Genomic DNA, 15,000 nt, shown 5'->3' on the forward strand with positions numbered 1-15,000 from the left:
AAACGCCCGGTTACATTCCGAACCCGGAAGCTAAGCCTTTCAGCGCCGATGGTACTGCAGGGGGGACCCTGTGGGAGAGTAGGACGCCGCCGAACAATCTTTGGAGGACCCTCGGTCCCAGCGTTCACGCTGGGACCGAGGGTCCTTTTTTATTTGGTCGAAGCGCGCCGACGAGGTCGGTGCGCGAGAATGTTTGCAGTACCGAAGACAGGAGTCACGTCGATGTCCCCCAACTCTTCCGACGATCGTTCGGAGCGCCGGCCGCAGCGGCGCGAGGGCGGTGACCGTGGCGGTTTCCGGCGTGACGACCGCGGTCCGCGCCGTGACGACCGGGGCGGCCGGCCCTCTGGTGGTGGATACGGCGGCGGACGCCGGGACGACCGCGGCGGTGGTTTCCGCCGTGACGACCGCGCCCCGCGACGTGACGACGACCGTGGCGGCTTCCGTCGCGACGACCGCGGTGGCAACGACCGTGGCGGCTTCCCGCGCGACGACCGCGCCCCGCGCCGCGAGGGCGATCGCGGTGGATTCCGCCGTGACGACCGCCCCGGGTTCGCGCGCGACGACCGCGCGCCCCGCGGCCCCCGCCGTGATGACGACCGCGGCGGTTTCCGCCGCGATGACCGCGGCCCCCGCCGTGACGATGACCGCGGCCCCCGCCGTGATGACAACCGTGGCGGCTTCCGTCGCGATGACCGTGGTCCGCGCCGTGACGATGACCGTGGTGGGTTCCGTCGGGACGACCGGCGGGACGACCGTCCGCGTGGTCCGCGCCGGGATGACGACCGCGGCAGCTTCCGCCGGGACGATGACCGCGGCGGCTTCCGCCGCGACGAGCGGCGCGACGGCGACCGCGGTGGTTTCCGTCGCGACGACCGTGGCCCCCGCCGCGATGACGACCGGGGTGGCTTCCGGCGCGACAACGAGCGCGGCGGCTCCTTCCGTCGTGACGACCGTGCTCCGCGCCGCGACGACCGCCGTGATGACCGCGGCGGGTTCCGCCGTGACGACGACCGCGGTGGTTTCCGTCGCGATGACCGTGGTCCGCGCCGTGACGATGACCATGGTGGGTTCCGTCGGGACGACCGGCGGGACGACCGTCCGCGCGGTCCGCGTCGCGACGACGATCGCGGCGGCTTCCCGCGTGACGAGCGTGCCCCGCGCCGCGAGGGTGACCGTGGCGGCTTCGGCCGGGACGACCGCGGCCCCCGCCGTGATGACGACCGGGGCGGTTTCCGCCGGGACGACCGCGGCCCGCGCCGCGACGACCGCCGCGACGGTGACCGTGGCGGCTTCCGTCGCGACGACCGTGGCCCCCGCCGCGATGACGACCGGGGTGGCTTCCGGCGCGACAACGACCGTGGCGGCTTCCGTGGGGGTGACGACCGCGGCGGCCGACGCCCGTACGGTGCCGGACGCGGCCGGGACGACCGCGGTGACCGCGGCGGTTTCCGGCAGGAGGACCGCCGTGACCGGGAGCCGATCAAGCGGCTGCCGATCCCGGAGGACGTCACCGGCGAGGAGATCGACAAGGACGTACGGCAGGAGCTGCTGAGCCTGCCGAAGACGCTCGCCGACGATGTCGCCAGGAACCTGGTGATGGTGGCCAAGCTGCTCGACGAGGACCCGGAGCAGGCGTACGGCTACTCGCGGGTGGCGCTGCGGCTGGCGTCGCGGGTCCCCTCCGTGCGCGAGGCGGCCGGCTTCGCCGCGTACGCCGTCGGCAAGTACGGCGAGGCGCTGGCCGAGTTCCGCGCGGCGCGGCGGATGACCGGCAGCGTGGAGCTGTGGCCCGTGATGGCCGACTGCGAGCGCGGCCTCGGCCGGCCCGAGAAGGCCCTGGCGATGGCCGGTGAGCCCGAGGTGCAGAAGCTGGACCGGGCGGGCCAGGTCGAGATGCGGCTGGTCGCGGCGGGTGCCCGCCGGGACATGGGCCAGACCGACGCGGCCGTGGTGACGCTGCAGAGCCCCGAGCTGGCGTCGAACTCCGTACAGCCGTGGACCGCCCGGCTGCGCTACGCCTACGCCGACGCGCTGCTGGAGGTCGGCCGCGAGGACGAGGCGCGCGAGTGGTTCGCCAAGGCGCTGGAGGCCGACCAGGGCGGCACCACGAACGCCTCGGACCGGCTCGCCGAGCTGGACGGCGTGGAGTTCACGGACGCGCTGGAAGACGCGGACGAGGACGAGACCGACGAGGACGGGATCGCGGACGAGGCCCCCGCGGCCGAGGACGTGGCCGAGCCCGCCGCCCCCGAGCAGCGGGACGCCTCCGAAGCGAAGGCCACCGAGGCCACCGAGGCCACCGAGGCGAGCGAGGCCACCGAAGGCGGCACGCCCGCCGACGCCCCTCGTGAAGAGCGTCCCGAGCAGGGCTGAGGCCGTCGCGGCCCGGCCGCGTAGCCGTACATGAGTAAGGGCGGGATCCCACCGGGGTCCCGCCCTTACTGCTATCCGTGCGCGGCCGTCAGCCCGCCGCCCCCGGCGCGTACCGGGCGATCGGATTCTCCAGCGTGCCGATCAGCTGGAGGGCGCCCGCCGGGTCCTGGAGGTCCACCATCTGCTCGTTGTTCCGCAGCTGGAGGCGGTTCAGGCAGGAGAGCGCGAACTCGTCCGCGAACATGTCGTACTGCCGGAACTTGTCGGCGAGCTGCGGGTTGGCCTCCTGGTACGCGCGTACGCAGTCGGCGACGGTGCGCCAGAAGGTGTCCTCGTCCAGTACGCCGTTCGTGACGAGGATGCCGTTCAGGAAGCGGAAGAAGCAGTCGAAGACGTCCGTGAAGAGGGAGAGGAGCTTCTTGTCCTCGGGGACGTCGGCACGGATGCGCTCGACCGCGGGCGGCAGTACCGCGTCCGGGTCCATGACGGCGATCTCCTCGGCGATGTCCTTGAAGATCGCGCGCTGTACGGTGCCGTCCTCGATGACGAGGATGACGTTCTCGCCGTGCGGCATGAAGACCAGGTCGTAGGCGTAGAACGCGTGCAGGACGGGCGTCAGGTAGGCGTCCACGTAGCGGCGCAGCCAGTCCGCCGGTTCCAGGCCGGACTCCTCGATGAGGGCGGCCGCCAGTGAGCCGCCTTCGGGGTCGGTGTGCAGCAGGGACGCCATGGTGGCGACCCGCTGGCCCGGCTCCAGGGTGGGTACCGGGCTCTCGCGCCACAGGGCGGCGAGCATCTTCAGGTACGGGGAGCCCTTGGCGGTGGCGGCCTCGTACTGGCGGTGGTGGTAACCGATGGCGGCGCGCTCGCGGATGATCGAGAAGCGGGCGGCCCGGAAGGTCTCGTCGCGCTCGATCAGGCCGGCCAGCCAGTCGTTGATGGCCGGGGTGGCCTCCATGTACGCGGCGGACAGGCCCCGCATGAAGCCCATGTTGAGGACCGACAGGGCCGTCTTGACGTAGTGCTTGGCCGGGTCGCTGGTGTTGAAGAACGTACGGATGGACTGCTGCGCCAGGTAGGCGTCGTCACCGGGGCCGAGGCAGACCAGGTGCTGCTGGGCGACCTCGGCGGCGAAGGTGACGGAGAGCTTGTTCCACCACTGCCACGGGTGGACGGGGATGAGGCGGTAGTCGGCCGGGTCCAGGCCGAGGTCGCGCAGGGTCGCGGCGAACCGGTCCAGGGTCGGACCGCCCAGCTCTTCCTTGATCAGCCGGTCGTAGTCCAGCCCCTCGCCCGCGGTGAACGTGGCGCGGTCGCGGTGCGCGGCCAGCCAGATGAGGTGGACGGGGCTCGCGGCCTCGGGGGCGTACGCGTGGTACTCGTGCACGCCGAAGCCGAGGCGGCCGTTGTTGGCGACGAAGCAGGGGTGGCCCTCGGACATCCCCGTCTCGATCGTCTGGAAGTCCGCCTTCGCCAGCTCGGCGGCGGACGCGGGCCCGGCGGCCAGCTTGTACGCCGTACCGGAGAGGGTGGAGCTGATCTCCTCCAGGTACACCGGGAGGATGTCGTCGCTGAGGGCGAGCGTACGGCGCAGCTCGATGAAGAAGTCGAGGGCGTCCAGCGGGACCTCGGCGCCGTCGCGGCGGCGGGTGATGGCGTCGGCGTCGATGTGCCAGTGGTCCAGGCTCAGCCGGCGGGCGGTGAAGCGGTATTCGACGCGGTCGTCGTCGCTGCGGACGACGTAGTGGCCGTCCTGCGGCAGCCGCTGCGGCGTCAGCAGGCGCTCGTGCGCGAACTCGGCGAGGGCCTTGCGCACCAGGAGGCGGTTGGCGCGTGCCCACAGCTCGGGGGTGAGGTGGCGGACGGCGTCGCGCGCCGCGGTGCCGGAGGTGTCCGCGGTGGGGTTCAGCATGGGTTTTCTCCTCGGGCGGCCAGGAACTGGCCGCGGGTGCAGGTGCTCAGGTACGCCTCGCCCTTGGGCAGCGTGACGGTGCGGACGATCTCGAAGCCGACGGCCTTGTTGAGGGCGTGCACCGCGGTGTTGCCGACGGCCGGTTCGACGACGACGCGCTGGTTGCCCGGCTCGGCGAACAGCATGTCCATCACGGTGGTGATCACGGCGAGGGTGAAGCCGTGCACCGGGGTGTCGGTCGGCGCGGTCAGGAAGTGCATGCCGACGTCGCCGGGCGCCGCCTCGTGGACCTCGGTGACCTCGCGGTGCGCCGGGTCGTAGCGCTCCATCAGGAAGGCCGGTTCGCCGTTGTGGAGGCCGAGGAAGGCGTCGTGGTACGGGTCGGCGTCGATGCGCGCGAACTCCTTCTCCACGGCCGTGAGGTCCGCGTCCTGCATCATCCAGTAGACGGCTTTGGGGTGGGTGACCCAGCCGTGCAGCAGCTCCGCGTCGCCGGCCGGGTCGACCGGGCGCAGCGCGAACTCGCCGAGCGAGGCGTGGGTGCGGGTGAAGACGGGCGCGGTCATACGGGGGACACCTCCACGGGGTGGTGCGGGCCGGCCGGGGCGGCGAAGTCCTGGAAGGCGATGGACTTCTCCACCGGGTAGTACTCGCGGCCGAGCAGCTCGCGGATGATGCAGGAGTTGCGGTACGCGGCCATGCCCAGGTCCGGGGTGACGAAGCCGTGGGTGTGCAGCTCGGCGTTCTGCACGAAGATGTCGCGGCCCGCGGTGTCGATGCTGTAGTTGCGGGCCACCGCGTAGCGGCCGGCGTCGTCCCAGGCGATGCGGTCGGTCAGCGGAGCGAGGAACTCCGGCTTCTCGTACCGGTATCCGGTGGCCAGGATCAGCCCCTGGGTGGCGTGGGTGAAGTCCTGGCCCTGCTCCTCCTGGCGCAGCCCCAGGGTGTACGTGCCGGAGGCCGCGTCGTAGCCGGCGCCGGTGAGCGCGGTGTTGGTCAGCAGCCGGGTCGGGCAGGGGCCGTGCAGGTTCTTCTGGTAGAGCAGGTCGAAGATCTCGTTGATCAGCTCCGAGTCGATGCCCTTGTAGAGGTTCTTGTGCGCGGCGTTGAGCCGGTCGCGGGTGGCCGCGGGCAGCGCGTGGAAGTAGTCCACGTACTCCGGAGAGGTCATCTCCAGCGTGAGCTTGGTGTATTCGAGGGGGAAGAACCGCGGGGAGCGGGTGGCCCAGGTCAGGTGGTAGCCGTGGCTGTCGATGTCCTGGAGGAGGTCGTAGTAGATCTCCGCCGCGCTCTGGCCGCTGCCGACGATGGTGATGGAGTCCTTGGTCTGGAGGGCGGCCTTGTTCTCCAGGTAGTCGGCGTTGTGCAGGAAGTCGCCGCCGAGGCCCTGGCACGCCTCGGGGATGTGCGGCGGGGTGCCGGTGCCGAGGACCAGCTTGCGGGCGCGGTAGGTCTTCTTCTCGCCGGTGGGCAGGTGATCGGCGTGCACGACGTAGACCTGCTCGGCCTCGTCGTACTCGACGGTGGTGACCTGGTGGCCGAAGCGGATGGAGTCCAGTTTGGCGGCGGCCCAGCGGCAGTAGTCGTTGTACTCGGCGCGCAGCGGGTAGAAGCTCTCGCGGATGTAGAAGGAGTACAGCCGTCCCGATTCCTTCAGGTAGTTCAGGAAGGAGAACGGGGAGGTCGGGTCGGCGAGGGTGACCAGGTCGGCCATGAAGGGCACCTGGAGGGTGCTGGTCTCCAGCATCATGCCGGGGTGCCAGTCGAAGGACGGCTTGTTGTCCAGGAACAGGCCGTCGAGCTCTTCGATGGGCTCGGTCAGACAGGCGAGGCCGAGGTTGAAGGGCCCGAGGCCGATGGCGAGGAAATCGTGAGGGGCGGACACGTGGGGTCTCCGTTTGCGGGTGTCGGTCGGCCGCGGGGCCGGTCGGCGGGGACGGTCAGCTCGCGGCGCTGAGGGCCGGTTCGGGGCGCGCGGCGAGGTACGCGCCGGCGTGCTCGGCGATCAGGTCGAGGACCGTGGCGATGTCGGCCAGCGTGGTCTCGGGGTTGAGCAGGGTGAACTTCAGGTAGTGCCGGCCGTCCACGACGGTGCCCGCGACGATGGCGTCGCCGGAGGCGAACAGCGCCTCCCGGGCGTGCAGGTTGACCTCGTCGCTCAGCACCGGGTCCCGGTCGTCGGCGTACGGCAGGTAGCGGAAGACCAGGGTGCTCAGCTGCGGCTCGACCACGACCTCGAAGCGCGGGTCGTCGTTGAGGAGCTTCCAGGCGTCGGCAGCCCGGTCCACGACCTCGTCGAAGAGCTCGCCGATGGCGTCGGCGCCCATGGTGCGCAGGGTCAGCCACAGTTTGAGCGCGTCGAAGCGGCGGGTGGTCTGGATCGACTTGTCGACCTGGTTGGGGATGCGGCGCTCGGCCATCCGCGCCGGGTTGAGGTAGTCCGCGTGGTACGTGACGTGCCGCAGTGTGGCGTGGTCGCGGACGAGCACGGCGCTGGAGCTGACCGGCTGGAAGAAGGACTTGTGGTAGTCCACGGTCACCGAGTCGGCGCGCTCGATGCCGTCCAGGAGGGCGCGGCGCCGGGAGACCAGCAGGCCGCAGCCGTACGCCGCGTCCACGTGCATCCAGGCGCCGTACCGCGCGCACAGGTCGGCGATCTCGGGCAGCGGGTCGATGCTGCCGAAGTCGGTGGTGCCCGCGGTGGCGACGACCGCCATCGGGATCAGGCCCTCGGCCGCGCAGCGCGCCAGCTCGTCGGCGAGCGCGTCGGCCCGCATCCGCTTGTCCGGGCCGCAGGGCACCGCGATCACGGCTTCCGCGCCGAGGCCCAGCAGGGTGGCGGCCTTCTCGATGCTGAAGTGGCCGACCTGGGAGGCGAGGATGCGCAGCCGGGGCAGGATGTCGGTACGGCGTACCGGATGTGCCGTGGCCTGAGGGGTTTCGTCCGGGTTGTTCTCGCGGGCGAGGGCCGTGCGGCACGCCTCGTCGCGGGCCAGCAGCATGGCCTGGAGGTTGGACTGGGTGCCGCCGCTGGTGAAGATGCCGTCGGCGCGCTCGCCGAGGCCGATGCGCCGGGCGGTCCAGTCGATCAGGCGGCGCTCGATGAGGGTGCCGCCGGCGCTCTGGTCCCAGGTGTCCAGCGAGGAGTTGACCGCGGAGAGCACCGCCTCGCCGACCAGGGCCGGGATGACGACCGGGCAGTTGAGGTGCGCGAGGTAGCGCGGGTGGTGGAAGTAGACGGCGTCGCGCAGGTAGACCTCTTCGAGTTCGTCCAGCGCGGCGGCGGGGTCGTGCAGTGGCCGGTCCAGGTCGATGCCGGCCACGGTGGGGGTCAGGCCGTCGACCGTGACGCCGGTGAAGGGGCGTTCGGTACGGGATATTTTGTCGGCTATGCGGTCGACGCCTTCGGCGACGGAGCGGCGATAGCGGTCGGCGGTGCTGTTGTTGAACAGCTGGGACCGGCTGTCCGGCGTCCCGGCGCCTGCGGCGGGTGACGGGTCCTCGGCGGAGCGCGCGAGGGGGCTCATGAACGTGTCCTCCCTGATGCGGACTTGCTCACGTGGGGGATGCGCATGGAACGCCCGCGCCTGGGCAGAAGACGGTCGGCGCAGGGGGGAACGGCCCCATCCGCTTACGTGATGAGGTAAGCCTAACCTAACTTGTGCGGCGGGAGGGAAAGGGGTGCCCAGGCACCGGCGCGGGCGCGCGCCGGGCCGTCATCGGGCATCAGGGGGGCGGAACGGCTTGGGGTCAGGCCCCGTCGTCCAGGACGCGCAGGACAAGACCGGTGGCCGGCTTGGGGCCGAACGACGTCGACTTGCGGGGCATCGTCACGCCGTCCAGCGCGAGTTGACGCACCGTTTGCTCCAGGACGGGGCGCAGCAGCACGGCCGTACCGCCATGCTTCGCCGCCTGCTCGACGGCGTCCCCCGCGCTGTGCAGATAGCTGATCTCGGACGAGTGGTCGCGGACCCGCCACACCTCGTCCAGCAGGACCGAGTGCAGCACGGTGGCGTCCAGCCGGCGCCACGCCTCGGGGCGGTCCCGGCGGATCGTCCGGTCGAGCAGCTCCGTGTCGGGCCGGTCCAGCAGGCAGAACCGCTCCGGGCCCGAGGACACCAGGAAGGCGCTGCCGGGCGTCTCCTCCAGCGCGGCCAGTGCCGCATCCAGAGGGCCTTCCACTGGACGGGCACGGAACGCCCCGTCCAGCCCGGCCAGCGCGTCGTCCAGCGACAGGTGCGGCAGGACGCGGTGGATGGCCCGCACCTGGAGCGGGTGGCGGGCGGAGTCCACGAGCAGTACCAGCCCGCTCGCCCAGGGGCCGGCCGCGCCGCCGCCCGGGTGCTCCGCGCGCAGCCGCTGGTAGGTGGCCCAGCGGTGGTGCCCGTCGGCGATCAGGGCGTGCCGCAGGGCCAGGTCCTTGTCGACGGCGGCCAGCTCGTCGGGGTCGGTGACCGCCCAGAGCCGGTGGGAGAAGCCGTCCTCGGTGGTGGTGGCGAGCAGCGGGGTGGTCAGCACGGTCCGCTCGATGACGCCGGTGGCGCCGTTGCCGGTGCCCTGGCCGACGTAGGAGAGTAGCAGCGGTTCGAAGTTGGCGGCGGCCTCGCGCATCAGGGCGGCGCGGTCCTCGACGACCTCGGGGATCACGTCCTCGTGCGGCAGGACCGGGCCGTCGAGGTCCAGGGCGCCGATCAGGCCGCGCTGGAGGAGGCCGCCCTTGCTCTGCTCGTACACGTAGAGGGCCGGCCGGTCGTCCGTCGCCAGGACGCCCTGCGCGCGCCAGCGGCGCAGCGTCTCGGCGGCCTGGAGGTGCCGGGTGGCGGGGTCGGGGGCCTGCGGGAGGATGAGCCGCACGATGTTGTACGGGTCGGCGGTTTCCAGGTGGCGCACGCCGTCCGGCCGTACGACGACGTCGTACGGCGGCGAGGTGACGGCCGTGAGGCTGCTGACGCGGTCCGGGGCGTAGCGCAGTCCGCGGAAGGGGTGGAGGCGAAGGCCGTCGGTGGTCATTGGGGAATGCTATGCCGCCTTCCCGAGTGCGGGATGATCGGGGGGAAACCCTTGTCCGGCTGGATATATCGGTATGCGGGGTTCCGCTTCGCGTACCGCTGTTACCCACTTCTGTACCTGTGTGAATAGGGAGCGAAACGGCATGAGCGAGCGGGTGCTGCGCAAGCGGCCCGGACGGTGCGAGCGGGCACTGCGCGAGGCGTACGACACGGCGCTGCTGGACCTGGACGGAGTCGTCTACGCCGGCGGCTCGGCGATCGAGCACGCCGTCGCGTCGCTCACCACGGCCCGGGACGGCGGCATGCACCTGGCGTATGTGACCAACAACGCCGCCCGGACGCCGGACACGGTCGCGGACCAGCTCACCGGGTTCGGGCTGCCGACCGCCCCGACGGACGTCATCACCTCGGCGCAGGCGGTCGCCCGGCTGATCGCCGGACAGGTGCCCGCGGACGCGCGGGTGCTGGCGGTCGGCGGCGAGGGCCTGCGGGTGGCGCTGCGCGAGCGCGGGCTGGTGCCGGTGGAGTCCGCGGAGGACGGCCCGGCGGCGGTGGTGCAGGGCTTCGACCCCAAGCTGAACTGGGAACGGCTGGCGGAGGCCGCGTACGCCGTGCAGCGCGGGGTGCCCTGGTTCGCGTCGAACACCGACCTGACCATCCCCAAGGAGCGCGGCATCGCGCCGGGCAACGGCGCGCTGGTCGAGGTCGTACGGACCGCCGCCGGTGGCGGTACGCCCCAGGTGGCGGGCAAGCCGGAGACGCCGATGCACCGGGAGACGGTCCTGCGCACGGGCGCACAGCGGCCGCTGGTGGTGGGCGACCGGCTCGACACGGATATCGAAGGCGCCTACAACGGCGGTGTCGACTCGCTGCTGGTGCTGACCGGCGTGACCACCGCCGCCGAGCTGCTGGCCGCGCCGCCGCAGCACCGCCCGACGTACGTCGACGCGGACCTGCGCGGCCTGCTCGGCCCGCAGCCGGAGGTAGCCGAGGCGGCGGACGGCGGCTTCCGGTGCGGCGGCTGGACGGCGTCCGTACGGGACGACGCCCTGGCGCTGGACGGGGAGGGCGCTCCGATGGACGGCCTGCGGGCGCTGTGCGCGGCGGCCTGGACGGCGGCGGGCGACGGCAGCTGCGGCGCGGACGCGGGCAAGGCGCTGGCGCGGCTCGGGCTGTGAGGCGCGCGCCGAAGCGCGCGTAGGAAGACAGGAGGGGCCCGCTCGGTGTTGAACGGGCCCCTCCCCAGGGTGCGGGTACGGACCGTCGTACCCGCACGGTACGGGGGACTGCGTCCGGGTCAGTCCTCGTCGGTGGCGGCGGCCGTGCCCGCCACGTACTCCGCGAGCAGGTCCTCCTCGCTGGCGCCGCGCCGCCAGTAGCCGGTGAACTTCACGGCCCGGCGGTCGAACCCGCGCTCCCGCACGAGGTGCCGGCGCAGCGCCTTCACGTTGCCCGCCTCGCCCGCGATCCAGGCGTACGGCGTGCCCGCGGGCAGTTCGGCGGCGCGTACCGCTTCGAGCAGCGCGTCCGTCCCGTCCGCCGGCCGCTCGTCGGCGGCCAGCCAGGTCACGTCGGCGTCCGCGAAGGTGGGCAGCTCCTGGCGGTCGGCCGCGTGGGCGACGGACAGGAAGACCTTGGCCTCGGTGCCGGGGGAGAGCCAGGCCAGGATGCCGGCCACCGCGGGCAGTGCCGTCTCGTCGCCGGTCAGCAGAATCCAGTCGGTGCCGGGCGGCGGGCGGAAGTCCACACCGCCGTTGTCCTCGACGGCCGGGCCGAGGATCGAGACGCGGTCGCCCGGCTCGGCGGACGCCGCCCAGCGCGAGGCCGGGCCGCCGGCCGCGGCGCCCGGGGCGTCCGCGCCGTGCAGCGCGAAGTCCACGTCGATCTCCGCCGGTTCGTGGCGCTGCTCGCGGATCGTGTACGAGCGCATCAGCGGGCGCTCGGCCGGGTCCTGGGCGCGCCAGGCCGGGTACCAGCCCTCGCCCTGGTCGGCGAAGACCGGCGCCGCCTGGTGGGGCTGCGGGAGGAACAGTTTGAAGCGCTGGTCACGGCCGCCGGAGGCCAGCTCGCCGAGCCGTTCGCCGCCGAAGGTGATCCGGACCATGGAGGGCCCGAGCCGGCGGGTGCGCACGACGTGCACGTCGAAGAAGCGGAACGGGGTGGTGGCGGGTGCGGCGGTCGTGGTCATGCGGAGGAACCTCCCGGAACCGTGACTCGGTGACTGCGGTGGGGGCGGGGTGCTCGGCCGGGCCGGCCGGTGCGGCGGCCGGCCCGGCGTCGCGTCAGGCGACCTTCTTGGCGTTCTGGATGGCCTTGGTGAGCTCTTCGATCAGCGGCGCGGCGCCCGCGTAGGAGAAGCGCGGCTCGCTGGACCAGCCGGTGACCTGGCCGGCCTTGACGGCGGGCAGCTTGTTCCAGGCGGGCTTGGAGGCCAGGTCCTTGGGCTGGAGGGCGGAGGTGCGGTTGTCGAGCATGAGCACGTCGGCCGGGTACTTGTCGGCGTTCTCCCAGCTCAGGCTCTCGAAGTAGCCGCCCTTGTCCAGGTTGTCGGGGACGATGACGTCCACGCCCAGCGACTTGAAGTACATGATGTCGGAGTTGATGCCGGGGTTGGAGGCGTAGAAGAGGTCGGCGCTGCCGGAGCAGGCGAGCACCCGGACCGGGTTGGACTTGGCGGCCTTGCGCAGCTCGGCCGCGGCCTTCTCGAAGCGGGCCTTGGCGTCGGTGACCTTCTTGGCCTTCAGGTCGGCGCCGAGCGACCGGGCCAGCTCGGCGTACCGCTCGATGATCTTGACCAGCGGGACCCGGGCCGAGGTGATGGCCACCTGCTCGGCCAGCTTGGTGATCTTGTCCTTGCTCTCGTCCGGCACGAACCACAGGGCGCCGGGCTCGTACATGTTGGTGATCAGCAGATCCGGGTTGAGGCCCGCGTACTTCTCGACGGCGAACTGGTTGTACGCGTTGCCGATGATGGTGAGGCGGTCCACGTCGAGGTCCCCGGCCTGCGGGTCCGGCTTGCCGTTCTTCAGCTTGGTCGGGCCGAAGACGCCGACGATCTGCTTGTCGATGCCGAAGTCGTACAGGGCGGCGGCGGTGCCGGTGAAGGCGACGATGCGCTGCGGAGTGTGGTCGAGGGAGACCTTCTTCTTGCGGTCGTCGGTGAAGGACCAGGCGCCGCCCTTGACGTCGCCCTGTGAGCCCGATTCCTTGCCGCCTCCGCAGGCGGCCAGCAGGGCGCCGATGCCGACGGCGCCACCGGCGGCGAGGACGCCGCGTCGGGTCAGGGATACGCTGCGGGAGGTGCTCATGGCTGCTGTGCTTCTCTCTGGGCTGGGCCCCGGCGCGGCCGGCCGGGCTTGACGGGACTTCAGCCGGTCGTTCACGGTCTTCGGTGGGTGGTCGGCCGGACATCGCGGACGTACGGCAAAGGCCCGGTAAAAGGCCCTGCAGAACGACTTGATGTCTGATCGTGAGGGTAGGCTAACCTAACTCCCGTGTTGGTTGACAGTCCCCCCGAAGCAGCAAACGCCCCCGTGGCACCGCGACGGCGGCAGATCACTCGCTCGGCGGGGCTCGTCGCCGCCGTGGGCGCGCTCGTGGTCGTCACCGTCCTGGGCATCGCCGTCGGCGCGAAACAGGTACCCCTCGACCAGGTCTGGCACGCCCTCTTCCACTACACGGGCGACGACTCCGACGTGGTCGTCCGGGACGTCCGGCTGCCCCGCACCCTCCTCGGCCTGCTGGCCGGCGCGGCCCTCGGCCTGGCCGGCACGGTGATGCAGGCGCTCACCCGCAACCCGCTCGCCGACCCCGGCGTGCTCGGCATCAACGCGGGTGCCTCGGCGGCCGTCGTCTCCGCCATCAGCTTCCTGGGGATCACCTCACTGACCGGGTACGTCTGGTTCGCCTTCCTCGGCGCCGCGGCCGTCTCGGTCGCCGTGTACGTGCTCGGCGGCACCCGCAGCGCCACGCCCGTACGGCTCGCGCTCGCCGGCACCGCGCTGTCCGCCGTACTGATCGGCTACATCAACGCCGTCAACCTCATGGACACCGCGGCGCTGGACAAGATGCGCTTCTGGACGGTCGGCTCGCTCGCCTCCGCCACCATGACCACCGTGCAGGAGGTCGCGCCGTTCCTCGCGGCCGGCGCGGTCCTCGCGCTCGCCGTCGGACGGCCCCTGAACGCCATCGCGCTCGGCGACGACCAGGCGCGGGCGCTCGGCGCGCGGCTCACCCGCACCCGGGTGCTGGCCATGATCGCCGTCACCCTGCTGTGCGGCGGCGCGACCGCCGCCTGCGGCCCGATCGTCTACGTGGGCCTGATGGTCCCGCACGTCGTCCGCGCCCTCACCGGCCCCGACCTGCGCTGGATCCTGCCGTACTCCGCGGTGCTCTCGCCGGTCCTGCTGCTCGGCGCGGACGTCCTGGGGCGGGTCGTGGCACGGCCCGGGGAGATCCAGGTCGGCATCGTGACGGCCGTCGTCGGCGGCCCGGTCTTCATCTATCTCGTACGGCGCCGGAGGATGGCCCAGCTGTGAGTTCCACCGTCAAGACCGACACCGGCAAGACCGGCGGGCCCGTACGGGCGGTGCGCACCGCCGGCGGGCTGTCCGTGCGCCTGGACGTGCGGACCGTCGTCGTCGCCGTACTGCTGGCGGTGCTCGCGCTGGCCGCGAGCGTGCTGCTGATCGGCACCGGCGACTTCCCGATGAGCCCGGGCGACGTCCTCGCCACGCTCACCGGCTCCGGCACCACCGCCCAGGAATTCATCGTCAACGACCTGCGGCTGCCGCGGGTCCTGGTCGGGCTGCTGGTCGGCGCCGCCTTCGGGGTGGCCGGCGCGGTCTTCCAGGCCGTCTCCCGCAACCCGCTGGGCAGCCCCGACGTGCTGGGCTTCTCCCAGGGCTCGACGGTCGGCGCGCTGCTCGTCATCGTCTTCTTCCAGGGCGGCACCTTCGCCGTCGCGGCCGGCTCGGTCGCCGGCGGCGTGGCCACCGGACTGGCGATCTTCCTGCTGGCCTGGAAGGGCGGCATCCACGGCTACCGCTTCGTGCTCGTCGGCATCGGCGCCGCCGCGATGCTCTACGCGATGGTCCTCTACCTGATGACCAAGGCGAACATCGTCGAGGCGTCCCAGGCCACCACGTGGATGGTCGGCACCCTCAGCGGCCGGGACTGGGACCAGGTGTGGCCGCTGGCCCTGGTGTGCGCCGTCCTGATCCCGCTGGCCCTGCTGTACGGACGGCCGCTGCGCATGCTGGAGATGGGCGACGACGCCGCGTACGCGCTGGGCGTGAAGGTCCACCGGGTGCGCGTCGTGCTGCTGGCGGCGGCCGTGGTGCTGGTCGCCGCGGCGACCGCGGCGGCCGGGCCGATCGCCTTCCTCGCGCTGACCTCGCCGCAGCTCGCGCGCCGCCTGACCCGCTCGCCCGGCCCCAACCTGCTGCCCGCCGCCCTCATGGGCGCCGCCCTCCTGGTGGGCGCCGACTGGCTCTCGCAGCAGCTCTTCGGCGCCGACCAGCTGCCGGTGGGCGTGCTGACCGGCGTACTCGGCGGCGGCTACCTGCTGTGGCTGCTGGCCTCCGAGCGCAAGGCGGGCCGGATATGAGCGCGCGGGACGCGGATCGAACCGCCACCGGCCACCACGCGACGCCGACCGCGCCGCTCAGAACCGCACCGGGCCCCCATGACGCAGACCCGACA

The 15,000-nt window shown here is 72.3% G+C and carries 12 protein-coding genes and 1 rRNA gene; 6 read left to right on the top strand and 7 right to left on the bottom strand.

What is annotated here, in order from left to right:
* The 3 genes from rrf to ACH4FX_RS39590 all read left to right on the top strand — a co-directional run.
* Positions 1-95 (top strand): 5S ribosomal RNA (gene rrf, locus ACH4FX_RS39580); the annotation flags it as partial.
* A gap of 206 nt (positions 96-301) precedes the next feature.
* On the top strand, positions 302-1,555 hold the full coding sequence (locus tag ACH4FX_RS39585) for a hypothetical protein (RefSeq protein WP_398486406.1): 1,254 nt from the start codon (positions 302-304) through the stop codon (positions 1,553-1,555).
* Positions 1,492-2,376, top strand: coding sequence for a hypothetical protein (locus ACH4FX_RS39590; RefSeq protein WP_398486401.1), 885 nt, complete (start codon positions 1,492-1,494; stop codon positions 2,374-2,376). The genes ACH4FX_RS39585 and ACH4FX_RS39590 overlap by 64 nt, the downstream gene beginning before the upstream one ends.
* Before the next feature lie 88 nt (positions 2,377-2,464).
* Here ACH4FX_RS39590 and ACH4FX_RS39595 read toward each other — a convergent pair whose 3' ends face one another.
* The 5 genes from ACH4FX_RS39595 to ACH4FX_RS39615 all read right to left on the bottom strand — a co-directional run bounded on the left by ACH4FX_RS39595 (position 2,465) and on the right by ACH4FX_RS39615 (position 9,298).
* Positions 2,465-4,288: an IucA/IucC family protein gene (locus tag ACH4FX_RS39595; protein WP_398486362.1), complete on the bottom strand. Its 1,824-nt coding sequence runs from the start codon at positions 4,286-4,288 to the stop codon at positions 2,465-2,467.
* Positions 4,282-4,854 carry a GNAT family N-acetyltransferase gene (locus tag ACH4FX_RS39600; protein WP_398486363.1) on the bottom strand — a complete coding sequence of 191 codons (573 nt, stop codon included), beginning with the start codon at positions 4,852-4,854 and terminating at the stop codon, positions 4,282-4,284. The genes ACH4FX_RS39595 and ACH4FX_RS39600 overlap by 7 nt, the downstream gene beginning before the upstream one ends.
* A complete protein-coding gene (locus tag ACH4FX_RS39605) occupies positions 4,851-6,173 on the bottom strand; it encodes a lysine N(6)-hydroxylase/L-ornithine N(5)-oxygenase family protein (protein WP_398486364.1) in 1,323 nt (440 codons plus the stop codon). The genes ACH4FX_RS39600 and ACH4FX_RS39605 overlap by 4 nt, the downstream gene beginning before the upstream one ends.
* Positions 6,174-6,228: 55 nt before the next feature.
* Positions 6,229-7,815, bottom strand: coding sequence for a pyridoxal phosphate-dependent decarboxylase family protein (locus ACH4FX_RS39610; protein WP_398486365.1), 1,587 nt, complete (start codon positions 7,813-7,815; stop codon positions 6,229-6,231).
* Positions 7,816-8,038: 223 nt separating this feature from the next.
* Entirely contained in the window at positions 8,039-9,298 is a 1,260-nt protein-coding gene (locus ACH4FX_RS39615) for a DUF1015 family protein (protein WP_398486366.1), read from the bottom strand.
* A gap of 142 nt (positions 9,299-9,440) precedes the next feature.
* Between ACH4FX_RS39615 and ACH4FX_RS39620 the strand changes: the two genes are divergently transcribed.
* Positions 9,441-10,475 carry an HAD-IIA family hydrolase gene (locus ACH4FX_RS39620; protein ID WP_398486367.1) on the top strand — a complete coding sequence of 345 codons (1,035 nt, stop codon included), beginning with the start codon at positions 9,441-9,443 and terminating at the stop codon, positions 10,473-10,475.
* A gap of 119 nt (positions 10,476-10,594) precedes the next feature.
* Here the strand turns inward: ACH4FX_RS39620 and ACH4FX_RS39625 are convergent, their stop codons facing one another.
* Both ACH4FX_RS39625 and ACH4FX_RS39630 read right to left on the bottom strand, forming a co-directional pair.
* On the bottom strand, positions 10,595-11,485 hold the full coding sequence (locus tag ACH4FX_RS39625; RefSeq protein WP_398486368.1) for a siderophore-interacting protein: 891 nt from the start codon (positions 11,483-11,485) through the stop codon (positions 10,595-10,597).
* Positions 11,486-11,579: 94 nt separating this feature from the next.
* Positions 11,580-12,605 (bottom strand): ABC transporter substrate-binding protein, encoded by a 1,026-nt coding sequence (locus ACH4FX_RS39630; protein WP_398486369.1) that lies wholly within the window; start codon positions 12,603-12,605, stop codon positions 11,580-11,582.
* Between the two features lie 225 nt (positions 12,606-12,830).
* Here ACH4FX_RS39630 and ACH4FX_RS39635 point away from each other — a divergent pair, with 225 nt between their 5' ends.
* Both ACH4FX_RS39635 and ACH4FX_RS39640 read left to right on the top strand, forming a co-directional pair.
* Complete coding sequence (locus ACH4FX_RS39635) at positions 12,831-13,835, top strand: FecCD family ABC transporter permease (protein ID WP_398486370.1); 1,005 nt, start codon at positions 12,831-12,833, stop codon at positions 13,833-13,835.
* Complete coding sequence (locus ACH4FX_RS39640; protein ID WP_398486371.1) at positions 13,832-14,905, top strand: FecCD family ABC transporter permease; 1,074 nt, start codon at positions 13,832-13,834, stop codon at positions 14,903-14,905. The genes ACH4FX_RS39635 and ACH4FX_RS39640 overlap by 4 nt, the downstream gene beginning before the upstream one ends.
* Positions 14,906-15,000 lie beyond the last annotated feature (95 nt).

Origin of the sequence: Streptomyces sp. NPDC018019, assembly GCF_044327805.1 — a bacterium.
Lineage (GTDB): Bacteria > Actinomycetota > Actinomycetes > Streptomycetales > Streptomycetaceae > Streptomyces.

Excerpts from the sequence above, each read along its gene's own strand:
- ACH4FX_RS39595 (WP_398486362.1), bottom strand. The coding sequence starts at position 4,288 with ATGCTGAACCCCACCGCGGACACCTCCGGCACCGCGGCGCGCGACGCC.
- ACH4FX_RS39600 (WP_398486363.1), bottom strand. The coding sequence starts at position 4,854 with ATGACCGCGCCCGTCTTCACCCGCACCCACGCCTCGCTCGGCGAGTTC.
- ACH4FX_RS39610 (WP_398486365.1), bottom strand. The coding sequence starts at position 7,815 with ATGAGCCCCCTCGCGCGCTCCGCCGAGGACCCGTCACCCGCCGCAGGC.
- ACH4FX_RS39615 (WP_398486366.1), bottom strand. The coding sequence starts at position 9,298 with ATGACCACCGACGGCCTTCGCCTCCACCCCTTCCGCGGACTGCGCTAC.
- ACH4FX_RS39620 (WP_398486367.1), top strand. The coding sequence starts at position 9,441 with ATGAGCGAGCGGGTGCTGCGCAAGCGGCCCGGACGGTGCGAGCGGGCA.
- ACH4FX_RS39625 (WP_398486368.1), bottom strand. The coding sequence starts at position 11,485 with ATGACCACGACCGCCGCACCCGCCACCACCCCGTTCCGCTTCTTCGAC.
- ACH4FX_RS39630 (WP_398486369.1), bottom strand. The coding sequence starts at position 12,605 with ATGAGCACCTCCCGCAGCGTATCCCTGACCCGACGCGGCGTCCTCGCC.